The organism is Pseudomonas sp. MF5691, assembly GCF_016405645.1.
In the GTDB taxonomy this organism is placed as follows: Bacteria; Pseudomonadota; Gammaproteobacteria; order Pseudomonadales; family Pseudomonadaceae; genus Aquipseudomonas; species Aquipseudomonas shahriarae.
In genome coordinates, this window is the sequence record NZ_JAEKDC010000002.1 from 408,308 (window position 1) to 427,151 (window position 18,844).

Below are 18,844 nucleotides of genomic sequence, written 5' to 3' on the forward strand. Positions count from 1 at the left end.
GGCGTTTATTTCTCGGGCAATCTTACTTATCGTCAGATTCGGCCGGAACATTAGGGATTTGATCGGCTGTGCCTTCAACTTCGGCTTTCATGCGCTTGAGGCCCATGTGTCGTACGTCGGTGCCGCGCACCAGATAAATCACCAATTCCGAGATATTGCGCGCGTGGTCACCGATCCGCTCCAGGGAACGCAGCACCCAGATGATGCTCAATACCCGCGAGATAGAGCGCGGGTCTTCCATCATGTAGGTCGCCAGCTCACGCAGGGCGGTCTTGTACTCGCGGTCGATGATCTTGTCGTACTGGGCCACGGACAATGCCAGGTCGGCGTCAAAGCGCGCAAAGGCATCCAGCGCGTCGCGCACCATGTTGCGCACCTGGTCGCCGATGTGGCGCACTTCGACGTAACCGCGTGGCGCTTCGCCTTCTTCGCACAACTGGATGGCGCGACGGGCGATTTTGGTGGCTTCGTCGCCGATACGCTCGAGGTCGATCACCGACTTGGAAATGCTGATGATCAGACGCAGGTCGGACGCCGCCGGCTGGCGACGGGCGAGGATGCGCAGGCATTCCTCGTCGATGTTGCGCTCCATCTGGTTGATCTGGTCGTCGATCTCGCGCACTTGCTGGGCCAGACCCGAGTCGGCCTCGATCAGCGCGGTGACCGCGTCGTTGACTTGCTTCTCCACCAGCCCGCCCATGGCCAGGAGGTGGCTGCGCACTTCCTCAAGCTCGGCGTTGAACTGCGCGGAGATGTGGTGGGTAAGGCCTTCTTTGCTAATCATGTTGGCGTCCTTGGAGCGTCCGGTAAGGTGCGGAGAACCGCAGCGTCAGTGCAATCAGAACCACAGCTTCCTAGCCGTAACGACCGGTGATGTAGTCTTCGGTCTGCTTCTTCGCCGGATTGGTGAACAGGGTATCGGTATCGCCGAATTCCACCAGTTTGCCCATGTACATGAACGCGGTGTAATCGGAAACCCGTGCCGCCTGTTGCATGTTGTGGGTCACGATGACGATGGTGAACTTGGACTTGAGTTCGTAGATCAACTCTTCGACTTTCAGCGTCGAGATCGGATCGAGTGCCGAGCACGGTTCGTCGAGCAGCAGTACTTCCGGCTCCACGGCGATGGTCCGGGCAATCACCAGACGCTGCTGCTGGCCGCCGGACAGGCCGAGGGCCGATTCGTGCAGGCGGTCCTTGACCTCATCCCACAGCGCCGCGCCTTTGAGGGCCCACTCCACTGCTTCGTCGAGGATGCGCTTTTTGTTGATGCCCTGGATGCGCAGGCCATAGACCACGTTTTCGTAGATGGTCTTGGGGAACGGGTTGGGCTTCTGGAACACCATGCCTACCCGGCGACGCAGCTCGGCCACATCTTCGCCCTTGCGGTAGATGTTGCTGCCGTAGAGGTTGATCGCGCCCTCCACACGGCAACCGTCCACCAGGTCGTTCATGCGGTTGAAGGTGCGCAACAGCGTGGACTTGCCGCAGCCCGACGGGCCGATAAAGGCGGTCACGCGCTGCTTGGGGATGTTCATGCTGACGTCGAACAGCGCTTGCTTCTCACCGTAGTACAGGCTCAGGCCCGGAACTTCGATGGCCACGGTTTCTTCGGCCAGGCTCAGGCTCTGCTTGTCGCGACCCAGGGCTGACATGTTGATGCCGTGGGAATGGGTTTCATGTTGCATGGGATGCTCCCTGTGCTACCAATTCGTTTCGTTGAACCGCGGCTTCATAGTGGGCCTTGCGGTTTACCTCAAATCTGTTTCCAACTCGGTTCCCTGTGGGAGCGGGCTTACTCGCGAAAGCGTCAGGTCAGTCAACCAATCTATTACTGAGACACCGCATTCGCGAGCAAGCCCGCTCCCACATTAGGTCCGCGTTCAATTCAATCAGCTATCCAGCGCCTTGTATTTTTCGCGCAGGTGGTTACGAATCCATACCGCCGACAGGTTCAGCGTGGCGATCACCAGCACCAGCAGGAACGCGGTGGCGTACACCAGCGGGCGAGCCGCTTCGACGTTGGGGCTCTGGAAGCCGACGTCGTAGATATGGAAGCCCAGGTGCATGATCTTCTGGTCCAGGTGCAGGTACGGGTAGTTGCCGTCCAGCGGCAGCGACGGCGCCAGCTTGACCACACCCACCAGCATCAGCGGTGCGACTTCACCCGCGGCGCGGGCCACGGCGAGGATCATGCCGGTCATCATCGCCGGGCTGGCCATGGGCAGGACGATTTTCCACAGGGTCTCCGCCTTGGTTGCACCCAGTGCCAGGGAACCTTCACGCACGGTGCGTGGGATTCGCGCCAGGCCTTCCTCAGTGGCCACGATCACCACCGGCACCGCCAGCAGCGCCAGGGTCAACGAAGCCCACAACAGGCCCGGCGTACCGAAGGTCGGTGCCGGCAGGGCTTCGGGGAAGAACAGGCGGTCCACCGAGCCACCCAGCACGTAGACGAAGAAGCCCAGGCCGAACACGCCGTAGACAATCGCCGGGACGCCCGCCAGGTTGTTCACCGCGATACGGATAATGCGGGTCAAGGCGTTCTGCTTGGCGTATTCACGCAGGTAGACCGCCGCCAGCACGCCGAATGGGGTCACGATCATCGCCATGATCAGGGTCATCATCACGGTGCCGAAGATCGCCGGGAAAATCCCGCCTTCGGTGTTGGCTTCCCGTGGGTCATCGCTGAGGAATTCCCAGACCTTACTGACATAGAAACCCATCTTGGTCAGGGTGCCCATGGCGTTCGGCTGGTAGGCGTGCACCACGTGGCCAATATTGATTTCCAGCTCTTTGCCGTTGGCATCGCGGGCCGTGAGGCTGTCGCGGTTGAACTGGGCGTGCAGGTCGGCCAGGCGCGCTTCGACAGCCTGGTAACGGGCATTCAGCTCGGCGCGATCGGCATCCATATCGGCCTGGGCGGCGGCGTCGAGCTTGCCGTCCAGCTCCAGCTTGCGACCTTGCAGGCGGATGCGCTCGAGGCCGGCGTTGATCGCGCCGATGTCACTCTTCTCAAGGGTCTTGAGATCGGCAGCCAGCTTGTTCACCCGCTCAACCCGCGCCTGCAGCTCTGGCCACGCAGCCTCGCCTTCGGCGATGACTTTGCCATCCTGCTTGACGTTGACCAGGGTGCCGTAGAAGTTACCCCACTCACGACGCTCGATGGCCATCAACTCGGCAGGCGTGGTCTGGTTGGTCAGCCACTCGCCGACGATCCAGGTGAAGTCATTGCCGTTCAAGTCACGGTTGCCGACCTTGATCAGCTCGCGGGTCATGAACTCCGGACCTTCGTCCGGCACCGGCAGGCCAGCGCTTTTCAGGCGCTCGCGCGGCACTTGTTCTTTCTGTACCACTTCGCCGATGACGATGTGGTTGGCCTGGCCCGGCACGCCGTAGTTGGCCTGGATCAGGTCAGCCGGCCAGAAGTGACCCAAGCCGCGCACGGCAATCACAGCCAGCAAACCAATGGTCATGATGACCGCGATGGCCACCGCGCCACCGCTGATCCAGACGCCGGGGGCGCCGCTCTTGAACCATCCATTCAGGGAGTTCTGTTTCACAGACTTCTACCTTTCTTAAAGCGACGAGTATTTCTTGCGCAGACGCTGACGGATCAGCTCGGCGAGGGTGTTCATGACGAAGGTAAACAACAGCAGTACCAGCGCCGAGAGGAACAGCACCCGGTAGTGACTGCCGCCCACTTCCGACTCGGGCATTTCCACCGCGACGTTGGCTGCGAGCGTTCGCAGGCCTTCGAACAGGTTCATCTCCATGACCGGGGTGTTACCCGTGGCCATCAGCACGATCATGGTTTCACCCACCGCACGGCCCATGCCGATCATCAGCGCCGAGAAAATCCCCGGGCTGGCGGTCAGCAATACGACGCGGGTCATGGTCTGCCAAGGCGTGGCGCCCAGGGCCAGGGAACCCAGGGTCAGGCCGCGCGGTACGCTGAACACGGCGTCTTCGGCGATGGAGTAGATGTTCGGGATCACCGCAAAACCCATGGCCAGGCCGACAACCAGGGCGTTGCGCTGGTCGTAGGTGATGCCAAGGTCGTGGGAGATCCACATGCGCATGTCGCCACCGAAGAACCAGGTTTCCAGGTACGGGCTCATGTACAACGAGAGCCAGCCCACAAACAGGATCACCGGGATCAACATCGCACTTTCCCAGCCATCGGGAACACGCAGGCGGATCGACTCAGGCAGGCGGCTGAAAGCAAAACCCGCTACCAGGATGCCAATCGGCAACAACATCAGCAGGCTGAAAATCCCCGGCAGGTGCCCTTCGACATACGGCGCCAGGAACAGGCCGGCGAAGAAGCCGAGGATCACCGTCGGCATCGCTTCCATCAGCTCGATCACCGGCTTGACCTTGCGGCGCAGGCTCGGGGCCATGAAGTAGGCGGTGTAGATCGCCGCGGCAATGGCCAGTGGTGCAGCCAGCAACATGGCGTAGAACGCGGCCTTTAGCGTACCGAAGGTCAGCGGCGCGAGGCTCATCTTGGGTTCGAAGTCGCTGTTGGCGGCGGTCGATTGCCAGACGTATTTAGGTTCGTCGTAGTTTTCGTACCAGACCTTGCTCCACAACGCGCTCCAGGACACTTCCGGGTGCGGGTTGTCGAGGGACAACGGCTGCAGCTTGCCGCCGGCTTCGACGAGCACGCGGTTGGCCCGTGGCGACATGCCGAAGATGCCTTGGCCTTCTACCACCGGGTCCACCAGCAGGGTGCGATGCGCGGTGCTGTGGAACACACCGAAGTTGCCGGAGGCATCCAGGGCGGTAAAGCCTTTGCGACGCTCTTCAGCGGTGATTTCCACCACGGGTGTGCTGCCCATCTGGAACGTGCGGATCTGCTTGAGGTGTTGCTCGCCATCCGGGTCGCGGGCCATGAACCACTGTGCCAGGCCGCCCTTGGAGTCGCCGACGATCAGCGAGATACCGCCCACCAGCTGGGTGCTGGCGGTGATTTCGGCGCTGCCATCTTCCAACAACTTGTATCGACCGTTGAGGCTGTTGTCGCGCAGGCTGAACACATCGGCCAGGGCGCGACCGTTGATCACATACAGCCATTGCTGGCGCGGATCGACGAAGATCGCTTTCACAGGCTCAGTCATTTGCGGCAAGTCGATGCGCTTCTGCTCGCTGACCACTTCGCCGGTCATCATGTTTTCTTCGCGGCTCACCGACAGCACGTTCAGGTGCGAACCAGAGGAACCGGCAATGACCAGCGTGGTGTCGGTGGCGTTGAGGGCCACATGCTCCAGCGGACGACCGGCCTCATCGAGCACCATCGGCGCTTCGCCGTAGGGGTATTCGATTTCCGGCGAAATGGTCTTCTTACCGTCCGGGTAGGACACTTTATAAGTGTGGCGGAACACCAGGGACTGGCCGTTGGACAGACCGAGGATCACCAGCGGGCTGCCCGGCTGGTCTTCACCGATGGACACCACACTGGCGCCGGCCGGCAGGGCCAGGTCGACCCGCTTGAGCTCAGCGCCGGTGTCGACAGTGAAGAACAATGCCTGGCCCTTGTCGGAAACCCGCATGGCAACCTGGTTCTGTTCTTCCAGCGAGATCAGCAACGGCTTGCCGGCATCCTGCATCCAGGCAGGCGTCAGGGCCTCGTCCTTGGTCAGGCTGGCACCCTGGAACAGTGGCCCGACCACGTAGGCCAGGAAGAAGAAAATCAGGGTGATAGCGCCGAGGACGGCGAGACCGCCGACCAGCACGTACCAACGGGTCAGGCGGTCCTTGAGCGCGCGGATGCGGCGCTTGCGTTGCAGCTCAGGCGTATTGAAGTCAATGCGCTTGGGAGGAGAAGTCGTCGTCATGGTGGAATTGGCCAGATCATTCATGCGCACACCCTAGCGATCCTGTATGACAGAAAGATGACAATGCAGTGACGCAAGAAATCCGCCGCGTAGCAGGGCTGGCAGCGGACCGAAAAATTAGGGGTGTAGGCCGGCTTGTTGTGGGAGCGGGCAAGCCCGCTCCCACACAAGAGCATGCATCTACACCAGGTAGTACAGGCTTATTTGCCTTCTTGCAGACCCAGCTCAGCCAATGCCTTGGCGGCAACTTTGGCTGGCAGTGGGATGTAGCCGTCTTTGACTACAACTTCCTGGCCCTGTTTGGACAGAACCAGTTTCACGAACTCGGCTTCCAGCGGGGCCAGAGGCTTGTTCGGGGCTTTGTTGATGTACACGTAGAGGAAGCGCGACAGCGGGTACTTGCCGTTCAGGGTGTTCTCTTCGGTGTCTTCGACGAACTCGCCGCCTTCTTTCTTGGCCAGGGCCACGGTTTTCACGCTGGCGGTCTTGTAGCCGATGCCCGAGTAACCGATGCCGTTCAGCGAGGAGCTGATGGACTGCACGACCGAAGCCGAACCTGGCTGTTCGTTGACATTGGGCTTGTAGTCACCTTTGCACAGGGCTTCTTCCTTGAAGTAGCCGTAGGTGCCGGATACCGAGTTACGACCGAACAGTTGCACCGGCTTGTTGGCCAGGTCACCGGTCACACCCAGGTCGCCCCAGGTCTTGACGTCAGCCTTGGCACCGCACAGACGAGTCGACGAGAACACGGCGTCAACCTGGGCCATGGTCAGGTGCTTGATCGGGTTGTCCTTGTGTACGAACACAGCCAGGGCGTCCACGGCCACCGGGATAGCAGTCGGCTTGTAGCCGTACTTCTGCTCGAAAGCCTGCAGTTCGTTGTCCTTCATCTTGCGGCTCATAGGGCCCAGGTTAGCGGTGCCTTCGGTGAGTGCAGGCGGCGCGGTGGAAGAACCGGCGGCTTGAATCTGGATGTTGACGTTCGGGTATTCTTTTTTGTAGTTCTCGGCCCACAGGGTCATCAGGTTGGCCAGGGTGTCGGAACCGACGCTGGACAAGTTGCCCGATACACCAGTGGTTTTGGTATAAGCCGGAATTGCCGGGTCAACACCAGCGGCCACCGCGTGGGCAGTCGCAACGCCAGCAGCGACAAAAGTCATTGCCGCCATCAAACGCTTCAGTTTCATGCCTTACTCCTAGCAGATAGGGATAGTTGGATCGGGGCCAAGTATCGGTAGGCCGTGTGAACACTCTATGTCTGGAATATGACAATTAGATGAAAGGCCAGTATTGAGCGAAAGGTCGCCCGGAATTTTCCGACAGATCTTTAGGGTTTCCTCTAGGAACCGCACTGACTAACCTCCGCACGTCGCTGCCAATGACACGACGTAACCAGAGGCCCCCTTAGGTTGACAAAAAATAAGCAAAGCATAGTCTTGTCAACCTAAGGAGACCTCACATGATCAATGACCGAATTCGCCGCGCAAGGTTGTTGCGTGGTATGTCGCTGGAAGCACTGGCACTCAGTCTCGGCGACATCACCAAGCAAGGCCTGAGCAAGTATGAAAAAGGCTTGAGTACTCCGAACTCCCAGCGTCTTCTGCAATTGGCCAGGGCGCTGGAGGTGAGCCCGGAGTATTTTTTCCGCCCTGAAGCCCTGCCACTTGCGCCGCTGGAGTTCCGCAAGCTGGCGAAGATGCCTCAATACCGCCAGGTACAGGTCGAGGAACAGGTTCGTGAACACCTGGAGCGATACATAGCCCTAGAGGAGTGCTTCGATCCGCTGGATATCCAGACCGCCAGAACGCCGCCACAGATGTTGTCCGTTACCTCTATAGAGGAGGCCGAATGGGCGGCCGAGGAGCTGCGCAAATATTGGGGCATCGGCGCAGACCCAATCGCCCATCTGACTGAGCAACTTGAGGAGCACGGTATCAAAGTGGTGATGCTCAACGGCCCGGATGATTTCGAGGGAGCCTGTGCCGCCACCCATGATGGCGAACATGTGCTGATAGCTCTGAACGCCCAAAGACCAGGCGAGCGCATTCGCTTTACCGCCGCTCATGAGTTGGGACACTGGGTGATGCAGCTACCCGATGAGATGTCCGAACGCGATAAAGAACACTGCTGTCACCGCTTCGCGGGGGCTTTTCTTTATCCAGCCAAAAGTGTCACCGGAGATTTCGGGAGCCATCAACGCTCACGCGTCCACCCTCGCGAACTCTTGATTGCCAAACGCCAGTATGGACTCTCGATGCATGCGGCGCTCCGTCGGTTGAAGGACCTCAATCTGCTGGGAGAAAGTGGCTACAAATCCCTGACCATTCAGTTCAGCAGCAATGGCTGGCGCAAGGCAGAACCCGAGCAGTTGCCGTGCAAGCCGCCTCAGCGTTTCGAATCGCTGGTGTTCTGGGGCCTGGCGGAGGGCTTGATCACCAAGTCACGGGCAGCTGAGTTACTGCGTCGCCCAGTGAAGGCTCTAGACCCCAATTTTCTGGGCTCACTGGAGAGTGCATGAGCCTGATCTATATCAGCGATACCAATATCTGGATTGATTTCAGAAACGCGGGATTGCTGGAGCATATGTTCAGGCTACCTTTCACGCTCTGCTGCACTGATTTCGTCATGCACGAACTCGAGGACTTCGCTCATGATGAACTGCTCGCCCAAGGGCTGGTGGTCGAGTCATTTGACGAGCGAGGTGTACAAAAACTCTGGGCGCTCAAAATTGCACACAACAACAGCGCCTTGGCTGACGTCTCCTGCTACCTGCTGGCACAGATAACCGGAAGACCACTGCTCACAGGAGATGGGAAGCTCCGTCGCCAGGCTATCCAGGACGGGCTGCAAGTACATGGTGCACTGTGGCTACTCGACCTTATGGTCGAGCATCAAGTCATCAGCTCTGGCGACGCAGCGACGGCGCTAGACACCATGTTAGCGGGAGGCTCTCGCTTGCCCGTATCAGAATGCCAAGCCCGACTGTCTACCTGGCGTCCGAACCTTCCTGAGTTTTGATCAGCACATCCATGTGCATCAGTAAGCCCGAGGCGTTTACCGCCCGCGTTTCCACAGGTAGGCACCCACCAGCATCCCCATCGTGCAGATCACGGCGACGTAGTACGCCGGGCCCATCGGGCTTTCTTTCATCAGCAGCGACACCACCAACGGCGTCAGACCACCGAACACCGCGTAGGCAACGTTGTAGGAAAACGACAGGCCGCTGAAGCGCACCACCGGTGGGAAGGCCTTGACCATCACGTAGGGCACCACGCCGACCACGCCGACGAACAGGCCGGTAAGGGTGTACAGCGGGAACAACCAGTTTGGGTGGTCCAGCAGGCTGTGATACAGCGTCCACGAGGTCGCGAGCAGCAACGCGCAACCGGCGATCAGCACGCGCCCGGCGCCGAAGCGGTCAGCCAGTGCGCCGGAGAGGATGCAGCCCAGGCTCAGGGTGACGATCGCCAGGCTGTTGGCCTGCAACGAGACTGTCGGGCTGAAGTGGTAGATGGTCTGCAGCACGGTCGGGGTCATCAGGATCACAACGACAATGCCGGCCGACAGCAGCCAGGTCAGCAGCATCGACAGCACGATGGCGCCACGGTGGTCACGCAGGACCGCACGCAATGGCAGCTCGGCGGCCAGGGTCTTGCGCTGCTGCATTTCGGCGAAGATCGGGGTTTCGTGCAGCCAGCGGCGCAGGTACACCGAGAACAGGCCGAACACACCGCCCAACAGGAACGGGATCCGCCAGGCGTAGTCCGACACTTGCTCCGGGGTGTAGATCGTGTTGATCGCGGTGGCCACCAGCGAACCCAGGAGGATCCCGGCGGTCAGGCCGCTGGTCAGGGTGCCGCAGGCATAGCCGATATGGCGTGGCGGTACATGTTCAGAAACAAAAACCCACGCGCCCGGCACTTCTCCACCAATCGCCGCGCCCTGGATCACGCGCATCAGCAACAACAGGATCGGGGCCCACAGGCCGATCTGCGCGTAGGTCGGCAACAGCCCCATGATCAGGGTCGGCACCGCCATCATGAAGATGCTCAGGGTGAACATCTTCTTGCGCCCCAGCAGGTCGCCGAAGTGCGCCATGATGATCCCGCCCAGCGGCCGCGCCAGGTAGCCGGCGGCGAAGATGCCGAAGGTCTGCATCAGGCGCAGCCATTCGGGCATGTCGGCGGGGAAAAACAGCTTCCCGACCACAGTGGCGAAGAACACGAAGATGATGAAGTCGTAGAACTCCAGCGCGCCCCCCAGGGCGGACAGCGACAGGGTTTTGTAGTCGTTGCGGTTCAGCGGTCGTGCGGGCGGCGCAATGCTTGAAGGCACTGTGGTCATGGCAAGGCTTCTCTTATTAGGTCAGATCAGGAATCCGCAACAGTGCTGGTTTGGCCTGGCAGGTCCGGCAAGATAACAAATTGCCCGCAAAAGCACAGTCTAAACACCTGCACAGCGACTGGCGCCGACTCGCAAAGTCACCACCTTGCAAGGCCCGCCTATTCCCTCTTCGAATTATTATCGGGGACCGAAAACGCCAGCAAATACTGGAGCGCAGAGTTCAAAAGGCACAATGGTCAAACCCCTCAAGTTGCATGACTGTTTTGGCCATTTCCTTGACGCCTGTAAAGCCGTGCAGATAGATGTACAAAATCAGGGCCGGACGGTCGTCGCGCAGGCTATCGACCGATATACTGCCCACCTTGCACCGGCATATCCGTGGAAGTTGCGCGAAAACGTCGTTGGCACCGGCCAGCCGATTTCGCAGAGTTTCCCTTCAGGCGCCTTTCGAAAAACGTGACGAACGTAGTATGTTCGGGGCTGAATCGTTTTTCCAAGACGGCTATTCACCGATTACATAGTCCAAGAGTCACGGGTCAGAGGCACCCCCGGCATGATCGAACTCGAACAAGAAGATCCTATCCCGCAAGGCGATCTCGCCCTGCAAATCACCGCACTCCCCCGTGAAACCAACGGTTTCGGCGATATTTTCGGCGGCTGGCTGGTGGCGCAGATGGACCTGGCTGGCACGGCAATGGCCAGCAAGGTCGCCGGTGGTCGCGTGGCTACCGTCGCCATTGACCGCATGGCCTTCCTGGTTCCGGTGGCAGTGGGCGCGCAGCTGTCCTTCTACACCCAGGCCCTGGAAATCGGCCGCAGCTCGATCCAGATGATGGTCGAAGTGTGGAGCGATGACCCGCTGTCCAGCGAATGGCGCAAAGTCACCGAGGCGGTGTTTGTGTTCGTCGCCATTGATGGCAGCGGTCGCACTCGCTCGGTTCCGTCGCGGGCGCGTTAAACCTCGCGGCGGTTTGGCGGTCCATTGCCCCATTGCCTGTCACTAAGAGAGCCTTGTATGCCTACGCCCCACCTTGAAACCGTGAAAATGGATGAGCTGGACTGCTGGCGCATCCGCCACAACGGCGCCGAAGTGCTGGTGGCCCAACAAGGCGCGCACATCTTCAGCTACCAGCCCGCGGGCGCCAAGCCGGTGATCTGGCCCAACGACCAGGCCGTATTCAAGGCTGGCAAAGGTATCCGTACGGGTGTGCCGGTGTGCTGGCCGTGGTTTGGTGTGTTTGACCGCAACCCGCAAAGCGTCAAGGCGATGCGCCAGAGTGATCAGCCGGCCGGCGCCCATGGTTTCGCGCGCACGGCCATCTGGACCTTGGCCGGCGTCGAAGACAATCGGGTTGAGCTGGTATTGCCGGCACCTGCTGGCGGCTTCCCGGATTGGCCGCATCAGGTCGATCTGAAAATGAGCATCCTGCTCGACGAGCAACTGCATATCCGCCTGACCAGCCACAACCGTGGCACCGACACCGTGACCATCAGCCAGGCGCTGCACAGCTACTTCGCAGTCAGCGACGTGCGCAAGGTGCAGGTCGAAGGCCTGGACGGATTGGACTATATCGATACCGCCGACGGCTGGGTGACCAAGCAACAGGCCGGCGCACTGCACTTCGCTGCAGAGACCGATCGTATCTACCTCGATACTCCAGCTCAATTGAACATCGTCGATCAAGACTGGCAACGCCGGATCCAGCTCACCAGCGAAGGGTCCAAATCGACCGTGATCTGGAACCCATGGACCGAACGGGCCAAGGCTTTCGATGATATGGCCGACGATGGCTGGCAGGGCATGCTGTGCATCGAGACGGCGAACGTGCTGGACGATGTGGTGGCATTGGCACCGGGTGCTAGTCACACCATGGGTGTGAGCATCGCCAGCCTGCCCCTGTAATCCCAATCGAATGTGGGAGCAGGCTTGCTCCCACAAGGGGATTTTTGGCGCCGGTTACAGGTCCGACTCCTGCACCACCCGCACCACCCCTGCATCCAGCGCATACGCTGCATCCGCCAGGTCGTTGTTGACCGTCTCCACCTTCAACGTGCCAGTGACCCACAACGGCGTGTAGATATCGTCCAGCTTCAAGCCTTTGGGATAGCGCACCAGCACCAGTTGATTGGGCGGCGGCGGCGGTACGTGAATGCAGGCGCCCGGGTAAGGCACCAGGAAAAACAGGGTGCTGCGGCCCTTGGCATCGGTTTCCAATGGCACCGGATAACCGCCAAGACGGATGTGCTTGCCGTTCATGGCGGCCACGGTCTTGGTCGAATACATCACCGCCGGCAAGCCCTTGCTCTGTTTCAGGCCACCCTTTTCGGTAAAGGTGCCCAGGGCTTCTGGGGAGTTGTGGTCGATATCCGGCATTTGTTCGAGAGCCTTCTGGTCCGACTCGGGCATCAGTTCCAGCCAGTCGGTTTCCGTAAGCTCAGCGGCGTGGGCCAGGCTTGAACCCAGCAAAAGGGCAGTCAACAGAAGGCGGCGCATGAAGGGGCTCGGCAAATAAGAACAGTGCCGGCATTCTAGCCCTCTGCGCCTGCGCAGCGCAGAGGGCCTGTCGCTAAATTACTTCTTTTTCAGCAGACCGTAGATCACCAGCAACACAATGGCACCCACCAGCGCGCCAATGAAACCTGCACCCTGACCTGCCTGGTAGATACCCAGGGCCTGACCGCCATAGGTCGCCGCCAGGGAGCCGGCGATACCCAGCAGGATGGTCATGATCCAGCCCATGCTGTCGTCGCCTGGTTTCAGGAAACGCGCCAGCAGGCCGACGATCAAACCGATAAAGATGGTCCCAATGATACCCATGGCATTTCCCTCTGAATGAAAGTTAGCTGAAGCCTAGTCAGACTTTGGCGTCCTGCAATCAGAGGATGGCGGTCACCAATGGTTCCCGCCAGCCCGTGGGTTATTGCGCGGCGATCAGCGCCTGGACCTTGGCGATCTGCGCGTCGAGTGTCGCGCGGTCCTTGCAACGCAGGTTGGCGTGGCCGACCTTGCGCCCGGCCTTGAACGCCTTGCCGTAGTGATGCAGGTGGCAGTCATCAATCGCAATGACCTGCTCTACCGGCGGCACCACGCCAATGAAGTTGAGCATCGCGCTCTCGCCCACCTTGGCCGTGGAACCCAGTGGCAAGCCCGCTACCGCCCGCAGGTGGTTTTCGAACTGGCTGCACTCGGCGCCTTCGGTGGTCCAGTGCCCGGAATTATGCACGCGCGGGGCAATTTCGTTGGCCTTGAGGCCACCGTCGACTTCAAAGAACTCGAATGCCATCACGCCGACATAATCCAGTTGCTTGAGCACTCGGCTGGAATAGTCTTCGGCCAGGGCCTGCAACGGGTGGTCGGTGCTGGCCACGGACAGCTTGAGGATGCCGCTGTCGTGGGTGTTGTGCACCAACGGGTAGAAGCGCGTTTCGCCATCACGGGCGCGCACGGCCACCAGCGAGACTTCGCCGGTGAACGGCACGAAGCCTTCCAGCAGGCAGGCGACACTGCCCAGTTCGGCGAACGTGCCGACCACATCGGCTTCGGTACGCAGGACTTTCTGGCCCTTGCCGTCATAACCCAGGGTGCGGGTTTTCAGCACCGCCGGCAGGCCGATGCTGGCGACCGCCGCATCCAGGTCCGCCTGGGACTGGATGTCGGCGAAGGCCGGAGTCGGAATGCCCAGGTCCTTGAACATGCTCTTTTCGAACCAGCGGTCACGGGCGATGCGCAGTGCTTCAGCGCTCGGGTACACCGGGACGAATTGCGACAGAAACGCCACGGTTTCGGCTGGCACGCTTTCGAATTCGAAGGTCACCAGATCGACTTCATCGGCCAATTGGCGCAAGTGGTCCGGGTCGCTGTAGTCCGCCCGCAGGTGTTCGCCCAGGGCCGCCGCACAGGCGTCCGGCGCCGGATCAAGAAACGCGAAGTTCATCCCCAGCGGCGTACCCGCCAAGGCCAGCATGCGACCCAGTTGGCCGCCACCGATTACACCGATTTTCATCAATCAACAACCTCAGGCGATGCGTGGGTCTGGATTGTCCAGGACGCTGTCAGTCTGTTCGGCGCGGAATTTCTTCAGGGCCGCGTGGAACTGTGGATGCTTGGCGCCCAGGATACTGGCCGACAGCAATGCCGCGTTGATCGCGCCGGCCTTGCCAATCGCCAGGGTGGCCACCGGAATCCCGGCGGGCATCTGCACGATGGACAGCAGCGAATCCACACCCGAGAGCATCGACGACTGCACCGGCACGCCGAGCACCGGCAAGTGGGTCTTGGCCGCACACATGCCCGGCAGGTGGGCTGCGCCACCGGCACCGGCGATAATCACCTCGATGCCACGGGATTCTGCTTCATCGGCATACTGGAACAGCAAGTCCGGCGTGCGGTGGGCGGAAACCACCTTCACTTCAAACGGAATGCCGAGTTTTTCCAGCATATCGGCGGTGTGGCTAAGGGTGGACCAATCGGACTTGGAGCCCATGATCACGCCAACCAATGCACTCATCGTCGTGCCTCTTCTCTCTGGGCGCCCGCAGGCGCGTCAAAAAACAACAAGCCACGCGGGAAATCCGGCGTGGCTTGTTGTACGAATTAAGGCCGGTTGGACCGGCCGAAGGCCGCGCAGTATACCGTAATAATGCAGATAAACAGCCCCTGTGCCGACCATCTGTCTTACGCTTCAAACCTGCGGTTTTATTGACTTTAGAGTCAGCGAAAACACCCCGAAATACTCTGGGAGCTGGCTTGCCTGCAATGTCGGCTGATACACCGCTATCGCAGCATAGGTATCTACACAACTCTCTATCTAGTGCTTATTGAGTTTGTGTTGGGCTCAGCTATTCTGCGCCGCCCCACCTTCCAGCTTGCGCCACAGCAATCGCACGTTCGCCTTGCGCACCAACGCACAGCGATACAGGCGAATCTCCAGCGGCACATGCCACTGCGGCCCGCCACACACCACCAGCTCGCCCCGGGCCAGTTCGGCGCGCACGCTCAACTGTGGCACCCAGGCAATCCCCAACCCTTCCAGGGCCATGCTTTTCAGGCTGTCGGCCATGGCGGTTTCATACACCGTGGTAAAGCGCAGCGCGCGCTGGCGCAACAGCAGGTTCACCGAACGGCCGAGGAACGCCCCGGCGCTGTAGGCCAGCAGCGGCACACTGCCCTCGCCTTCCAGGTCGAACAACGGCTTGCCATCGGCATCGGCGGCGCACACCGGGAGCATTTCAGTGTTGCCCAAGTGCAGTGACGGGAAAATCTCCGGATCCATTTGCATGGCTGCGTCCGGGTCGTAGAACGCCAACATCAGGTCGCAGCCGCCTTCGCGCAGGGCATGCACCGCATCGCCGACGTTGGTGGCCACCAGGCGCGTGGCGATGTTCAGCCCTTCGTTGCGCAATTGCGCGATCCAGCGTGGGAAAAAACCCAGCGCCAGGGAGTGCGCTGCCGCCACTTGCATGACTTCGCCCTGGCCGCCTTCAAGGTGATGCAAATGCCGCAGCACTTCACCCAGTTGCTCGACCACCGTGCGCGCCGTGACCAAAAACAACTGCCCCGCCGCCGTCAGCTCGACGGGCGTGCGCGAGCGGTTGACCAGGGTCAGTCCCAGGGCCGCCTCAAGGCTGCGGATGCGTCGACTGAAGGCCGGCTGGGTGACAAAGCGCCGCTCCGCCGCCTGGGAGAAGCTGCGCGTGGCCGCCAGGGCGCTAAAGTCTTCCAGCCATTTGCTTTCAAGGTTCATCTGATTCTCCAGGGCATGCACCATTTTGGCACACACGCCCGCCATGATAACCGGGTCACATCAACATTATGCCGTTTGTGCATAGGCCAGCGCTTAATAGCATTGGCCCAAAAATTTCCACAAGCCTAGCATTCACAGCGTTCCGGCCTAGCCCGGGTCCATATCGAGATGATTTCCGTCATGTCCTCTGCTGCATCATTCCGTACAGAAAAAGACCTGCTTGGCGTACTCGAAGTACCTGCCCAAGCGTACTACGGCATCCAGACCCTGCGAGCGGTGAACAACTTCCGTCTCTCCGGCGTTCCGATTTCGCATTACCCGAAATTGGTGGTCGGTCTGGCAATGGTCAAGCAAGCCGCCGCTGATGCCAACCGCGAGTTGGGCCAGCTCAGCGAAGCCAAGCACGCTGCCATCAGCGAAGCCTGTGCCCGCCTGATACGCGGCGACTTCCACGAAGAGTTCGTGGTGGACATGATTCAAGGCGGCGCTGGCACTTCAACCAACATGAATGCCAACGAAGTCATCGCCAACATCGCGTTGGAGGCCATGGGCCACAACAAGGGCGAATACCAATACCTGCACCCCAACAACGACGTGAACATGGCGCAGTCGACCAACGACGCCTATCCGACCGCGATCCGCCTGGGTCTGCTGTTGGGCCATGACGCGCTGCTGGCCAGCCTCGACAGCCTGATCCAGGCGTTCGCCGCCAAAGGTGTCGAGTTCGGCCACGTTCTGAAAATGGGCCGCACCCAACTGCAAGACGCCGTGCCGATGACCCTCGGCCAGGAATTCCGCGCCTTCGCCACGACCCTGGGTGAAGACCTGGCACGCCTCAAGACCCTGGCTCCGGAGCTGCTGACCGAAGTCAACCTGGGCGGCACCGCCATCGGTACCGGCATCAACGCCGACCCGCGTTACCAGGCCCTGGCCGTACAACGCCTGGCCACCATCAGCGGCCAGCCGCTGGTACCGGCGGCCGACCTGATCGAAGCCACCTCCGACATGGGCGCGTTCGTGCTGTTCTCCGGCATGCTCAAGCGTACCGCGGTGAAGCTGTCGAAGATCTGCAACGACCTGCGCCTGCTGTCCAGCGGCCCACGTACCGGGATCAACGAAATCAACCTGCCAGCGCGTCAGCCAGGCAGCTCGATCATGCCCGGCAAGGTCAACCCGGTCATCCCGGAAGCCGTGAACCAGGTGGCCTTCCAGGTCATCGGTAACGACCTGGCCCTGACCATGGCGGCCGAAGGCGGCCAACTGCAACTGAACGTGATGGAGCCGCTGATCGCTTTCAAGATCTTCGACTCGATCCGCCTGCTGCAACGCGCCATGGACATGCTGCGCGAACACTGCATCGTCGGCATCACCGCCAACGAAGCACGCTGCCGCGAACTGGTGGAGCACTCCATCGGCCTGGTCACCGCGCTGAACCCGTACATCGGCTATGAAAACGCCACCCGCATCGCCCGTATCGCCCTTGAAAGCGGCCGTGGCGTGCTGGAACTGGTGCGCGAAGAAGGCTTGCTCGACGACGCCATGCTCGACGACATCCTGCGCCCGGAAAACATGATTGCCCCGCGTCTGGTGCCTTTGAAGGCCTGAACGCATGTAGCACCGCTCACCAGGTTGAGGGACTAGACACCTCTCACCCTTTTGAGGGCTTGAAGATTTCGATCTTCAGGCCCTTTTTTTTTGCTTTTTTAACGCCTGCCCCCTGAGCGAGTTGGCTCGCTCCCACTAGTACCTATATAGAAGCGCGCAACTGCGTTTTATATATAAAACAAATAAGCCGTTTATTAACTTCCCCGCGTTACCTGAAAAAGCACCGACCTCTCGCAACTTCCCATTACATGCCCGAACAGTGTGCAAATTCGTGCCATATAAGAACCAACGTTTCATATATGAAACGTCAAACTTTCAATTACTTAACCCCAAGTCATTCATATAAAAGGACATTTACTAAAAACCTGTAGGAAATAAACCCCTGGCATTGTTCATGCACTAAACGGCGTATCACCTATAAAACAGACCAGAGTACCTTCCTGATGGCTGTGAAAGAGATGTACGCCGTGACGCCCCAATGGAATAACCAAGCTCTCAGGGAAGAGCTGGAGCCGACTGAAATTGAATTTCGCAATGTCGGTAAATGTTTCCCGGCCAAGGGTAAAGCGGACGCGCCCTTCGCCATTCGCGAGGTGAACTTCAAGATTCGCCGGGGTGAAGTGGTGTCGATCATCGGCCCTTCCGGTTGCGGCAAGAGCACCATCCTGAACATGGGTTCGGGTCTGTACCGCCCCAGCGAAGGTGAAGTGTTCGTCGGTGGCGAGCCGGTCACCGGGCCGGTGCCGCAGGTCGCGTTCATGCTGCAAAAGGACCTGCTGATGCCCTGGCGCAGCATCCGCCGCAACGTCGAACTGGGCCTGGAAATCCAGGGCGTGCCTGCCGCCACCCGGCAGAAGGTGGCCCTGGACCTGCTCGACCGCTGCCACCTCAATGGCTACGCCGATCACTACCCGTTCCAGCTCTCCGGTGGCATGCGCCAGCGCGCCGCCCTGGCCCGCACCCTGGCCATCGACCCGCAGGTGCTGTTCCTCGACGAGCCGTTCTCGGCCCTCGATGCCCAGACCAAGATGATCCTGCAACAGGACATGGCACGGATGCTCTTCGACGAGAAGAAAACCGCGCTGTTCATCACCCACGACCTGATCGAAGGCATCGCCATGTCCGACCGCTTGCTGGTCATGAGCGCCCGCCCCGGCACGATCATCGAAGAAATCAGCATCGACCTGCCGTTTCGCGACAACCCCCTGGAGCGCCGCAAGCTGCCGGAAATCGGCCCGCTGGTAGGCCGCCTGATGGAGTTGCTCCAGGTCGGCGCCGACACCGAACTGCACTGATCACCGCCCTTGCGGC

Annotated in this window: 17 protein-coding genes; 6 read left to right on the top strand and 11 right to left on the bottom strand. The window is 60.3% G+C overall.

Features of this window, described 5'->3' with window-relative positions; translation table 11 throughout:
* Positions 1-22: 22 nt before the first annotated feature.
* The 5 genes from phoU to JFT44_RS04615 all read right to left on the bottom strand — a co-directional run bounded on the left by phoU (position 23) and on the right by JFT44_RS04615 (position 7,027).
* Entirely contained in the window at positions 23-784 is a 762-nt protein-coding gene (gene phoU, locus JFT44_RS04595) for a phosphate signaling complex protein PhoU (RefSeq protein ID WP_057961181.1), read from the bottom strand.
* A 70-nt stretch (positions 785-854) separates the two neighbouring features.
* Positions 855-1,688 carry a phosphate ABC transporter ATP-binding protein PstB gene (pstB, locus tag JFT44_RS04600; protein WP_029289934.1) on the bottom strand — a complete coding sequence of 278 codons (834 nt, stop codon included), beginning with the start codon at positions 1,686-1,688 and terminating at the stop codon, positions 855-857.
* A 204-nt stretch (positions 1,689-1,892) separates the two neighbouring features.
* Positions 1,893-3,563 (bottom strand): phosphate ABC transporter permease PstA, encoded by a 1,671-nt coding sequence (pstA, locus tag JFT44_RS04605; protein ID WP_198830390.1) that lies wholly within the window; start codon positions 3,561-3,563, stop codon positions 1,893-1,895.
* Positions 3,564-3,578: 15 nt separating this feature from the next.
* The gene (locus tag JFT44_RS04610) at positions 3,579-5,612 is read right to left on the bottom strand and encodes an ABC transporter permease subunit (RefSeq protein WP_198830412.1); all 2,034 of its coding nucleotides are present in this window, start codon (positions 5,610-5,612) and stop codon (positions 3,579-3,581) included.
* A 428-nt stretch (positions 5,613-6,040) separates the two neighbouring features.
* Positions 6,041-7,027: a phosphate ABC transporter substrate-binding protein PstS gene (locus tag JFT44_RS04615; RefSeq protein ID WP_198830391.1), complete on the bottom strand. Its 987-nt coding sequence runs from the start codon at positions 7,025-7,027 to the stop codon at positions 6,041-6,043.
* A 272-nt stretch (positions 7,028-7,299) separates the two neighbouring features.
* On the opposite strand from JFT44_RS04615, the gene JFT44_RS04620 reads away from it, so the two are divergent.
* Entirely contained in the window at positions 7,300-8,358 is a 1,059-nt protein-coding gene (locus JFT44_RS04620) for a helix-turn-helix domain-containing protein (RefSeq protein ID WP_128593291.1), read from the top strand.
* Positions 8,355-8,858 (top strand): DUF3368 domain-containing protein, encoded by a 504-nt coding sequence (locus tag JFT44_RS04625; RefSeq protein WP_057961186.1) that lies wholly within the window; start codon positions 8,355-8,357, stop codon positions 8,856-8,858. The genes JFT44_RS04620 and JFT44_RS04625 overlap by 4 nt, the downstream gene beginning before the upstream one ends.
* 36 nt (positions 8,859-8,894) lie before the next feature.
* Here the strand turns inward: JFT44_RS04625 and JFT44_RS04630 are convergent, their stop codons facing one another.
* Positions 8,895-10,175: an MFS transporter gene (locus JFT44_RS04630; RefSeq protein WP_169955454.1), complete on the bottom strand. Its 1,281-nt coding sequence runs from the start codon at positions 10,173-10,175 to the stop codon at positions 8,895-8,897.
* A gap of 562 nt (positions 10,176-10,737) precedes the next feature.
* Between JFT44_RS04630 and JFT44_RS04635 the strand changes: the two genes are divergently transcribed.
* Together JFT44_RS04635 and JFT44_RS04640 are read left to right on the top strand one after the other, a co-directional pair.
* Positions 10,738-11,142 (top strand): acyl-CoA thioesterase, encoded by a 405-nt coding sequence (locus JFT44_RS04635; RefSeq protein ID WP_003176975.1) that lies wholly within the window; start codon positions 10,738-10,740, stop codon positions 11,140-11,142.
* Between the two features lie 57 nt (positions 11,143-11,199).
* Positions 11,200-12,087 carry a D-hexose-6-phosphate mutarotase gene (locus JFT44_RS04640; RefSeq protein ID WP_128593290.1) on the top strand — a complete coding sequence of 296 codons (888 nt, stop codon included), beginning with the start codon at positions 11,200-11,202 and terminating at the stop codon, positions 12,085-12,087.
* Positions 12,088-12,141: 54 nt separating this feature from the next.
* Here JFT44_RS04640 and JFT44_RS04645 read toward each other — a convergent pair whose 3' ends face one another.
* The 5 genes from JFT44_RS04645 to JFT44_RS04665 all read right to left on the bottom strand — a co-directional run bounded on the left by JFT44_RS04645 (position 12,142) and on the right by JFT44_RS04665 (position 15,928).
* Entirely contained in the window at positions 12,142-12,678 is a 537-nt protein-coding gene (locus JFT44_RS04645; protein ID WP_198830392.1) for a DUF3299 domain-containing protein, read from the bottom strand.
* 78 nt (positions 12,679-12,756) lie between these two features.
* Complete coding sequence (locus tag JFT44_RS04650) at positions 12,757-13,002, bottom strand: GlsB/YeaQ/YmgE family stress response membrane protein (RefSeq protein WP_029289950.1); 246 nt, start codon at positions 13,000-13,002, stop codon at positions 12,757-12,759.
* A 100-nt stretch (positions 13,003-13,102) separates the two neighbouring features.
* Complete coding sequence (locus JFT44_RS04655) at positions 13,103-14,188, bottom strand: 5-(carboxyamino)imidazole ribonucleotide synthase (RefSeq protein WP_057444228.1); 1,086 nt, start codon at positions 14,186-14,188, stop codon at positions 13,103-13,105.
* Between the two features lie 12 nt (positions 14,189-14,200).
* Positions 14,201-14,692, bottom strand: a complete 492-nt coding sequence (gene purE, locus JFT44_RS04660; RefSeq protein ID WP_057440545.1) for a 5-(carboxyamino)imidazole ribonucleotide mutase — start codon at positions 14,690-14,692, stop codon at positions 14,201-14,203.
* Between the two features lie 327 nt (positions 14,693-15,019).
* Positions 15,020-15,928: a LysR substrate-binding domain-containing protein gene (locus tag JFT44_RS04665; protein WP_057440625.1), complete on the bottom strand. Its 909-nt coding sequence runs from the start codon at positions 15,926-15,928 to the stop codon at positions 15,020-15,022.
* A 180-nt stretch (positions 15,929-16,108) separates the two neighbouring features.
* On the opposite strand from JFT44_RS04665, the gene aspA reads away from it, so the two are divergent.
* Entirely contained in the window at positions 16,109-17,533 is a 1,425-nt protein-coding gene (aspA, locus tag JFT44_RS04670; protein ID WP_038444539.1) for an aspartate ammonia-lyase, read from the top strand.
* A 458-nt stretch (positions 17,534-17,991) separates the two neighbouring features.
* The gene (locus JFT44_RS04675) at positions 17,992-18,828 is read left to right on the top strand and encodes an ABC transporter ATP-binding protein (protein ID WP_057440627.1); all 837 of its coding nucleotides are present in this window, start codon (positions 17,992-17,994) and stop codon (positions 18,826-18,828) included.
* Positions 18,829-18,844 lie beyond the last annotated feature (16 nt).

Coding starts and splice junctions, on each gene's coding strand:
- phoU (WP_057961181.1), bottom strand. CDS start 784: ATGATTAGCAAAGAAGGCCTTACCCACCACATCTCCGCGCAGTTCAAC.
- purE (WP_057440545.1), bottom strand. CDS start 14,692: ATGAGTGCATTGGTTGGCGTGATCATGGGCTCCAAGTCCGATTGGTCC.
- pstB (WP_029289934.1), bottom strand. CDS start 1,688: ATGCAACATGAAACCCATTCCCACGGCATCAACATGTCAGCCCTGGGT.
- JFT44_RS04615 (WP_198830391.1), bottom strand. CDS start 7,027: ATGAAACTGAAGCGTTTGATGGCGGCAATGACTTTTGTCGCTGCTGGC.
- JFT44_RS04610 (WP_198830412.1), bottom strand. CDS start 5,612: ATGCAGGATGCCGGCAAGCCGTTGCTGATCTCGCTGGAAGAACAGAAC.
- JFT44_RS04635 (WP_003176975.1), top strand. CDS start 10,738: ATGATCGAACTCGAACAAGAAGATCCTATCCCGCAAGGCGATCTCGCC.
- JFT44_RS04675 (WP_057440627.1), top strand. CDS start 17,992: ATGTACGCCGTGACGCCCCAATGGAATAACCAAGCTCTCAGGGAAGAG.
- aspA (WP_038444539.1), top strand. CDS start 16,109: ATGTCCTCTGCTGCATCATTCCGTACAGAAAAAGACCTGCTTGGCGTA.
- JFT44_RS04655 (WP_057444228.1), bottom strand. CDS start 14,188: ATGAAAATCGGTGTAATCGGTGGCGGCCAACTGGGTCGCATGCTGGCC.
- JFT44_RS04640 (WP_128593290.1), top strand. CDS start 11,200: ATGCCTACGCCCCACCTTGAAACCGTGAAAATGGATGAGCTGGACTGC.
- JFT44_RS04620 (WP_128593291.1), top strand. CDS start 7,300: ATGATCAATGACCGAATTCGCCGCGCAAGGTTGTTGCGTGGTATGTCG.
- JFT44_RS04650 (WP_029289950.1), bottom strand. CDS start 13,002: ATGGGTATCATTGGGACCATCTTTATCGGTTTGATCGTCGGCCTGCTG.
- JFT44_RS04625 (WP_057961186.1), top strand. CDS start 8,355: ATGAGCCTGATCTATATCAGCGATACCAATATCTGGATTGATTTCAGA.
- JFT44_RS04645 (WP_198830392.1), bottom strand. CDS start 12,678: ATGCGCCGCCTTCTGTTGACTGCCCTTTTGCTGGGTTCAAGCCTGGCC.
- JFT44_RS04665 (WP_057440625.1), bottom strand. CDS start 15,928: ATGAACCTTGAAAGCAAATGGCTGGAAGACTTTAGCGCCCTGGCGGCC.